Origin of the sequence: Gracilimonas sp. (assembly GCF_017641085.1) — a bacterium.
In the GTDB taxonomy this organism is placed as follows: Bacteria; Bacteroidota; Rhodothermia; order Balneolales; family Balneolaceae; genus Gracilimonas.
The window spans coordinates 1-541 of record NZ_JAEPPI010000007.1 but is presented as its reverse complement, the minus strand read 5'-3'; the positions used below and the strand labels follow the sequence as shown (position 1 = coordinate 541).

Genomic DNA, 541 nt, shown 5'->3' with positions numbered 1-541 from the left:
CCCTTAGTATGCTTCTACTATATGGTTTGCACGGCGTCTCCGCCGTCAAACCTACTCGTATTCATGCTATTGGTTTATTGTGGGCCGGACGGGGACGAACCTGTCCGGCTACCTTGGCGTAGTACGCAATCCTTAGTAAACTAAGAAAGGCGCCCTACTATCTTTTGTCGCACATACAAGATGTGCGACATCAGACCTATTACTATTGCTATATTGCTTCATCATGTCAAAGAACCCGCGCTCGGCGCGGCACGGCCCGTTCGACGGGCAGCGTGTTTACAACGGATGCATGCGCCCGGCCTCGAAAGACCAGCAAAATACATCCTAAACAATCTTATAAAGAACTTCGCGAGCTTTCCGGGCAAACCGCCTCTCATATCTCAATACTCACGACTACATTACTACCTTAAAATTCCTGTGGAGCTACGGGGATTCGAACCCCGGACCCCTGCCTTGCAAAGGCAGTGCTCTAGCCAGCTGAGCTATAGCCCCTCGGTTACCATTGTGGGCTTGGGAGGACTTGAACCTCCGACCTCACGCT

General features: G+C 51.6%; 1 tRNA gene. It reads right to left on the bottom strand.

What is annotated here, in order from left to right:
• Positions 1-418: 418 nt before the first annotated feature.
• Positions 419-492, bottom strand: a tRNA-Ala gene (locus JJ941_RS15265).
• Positions 493-541 lie beyond the last annotated feature (49 nt).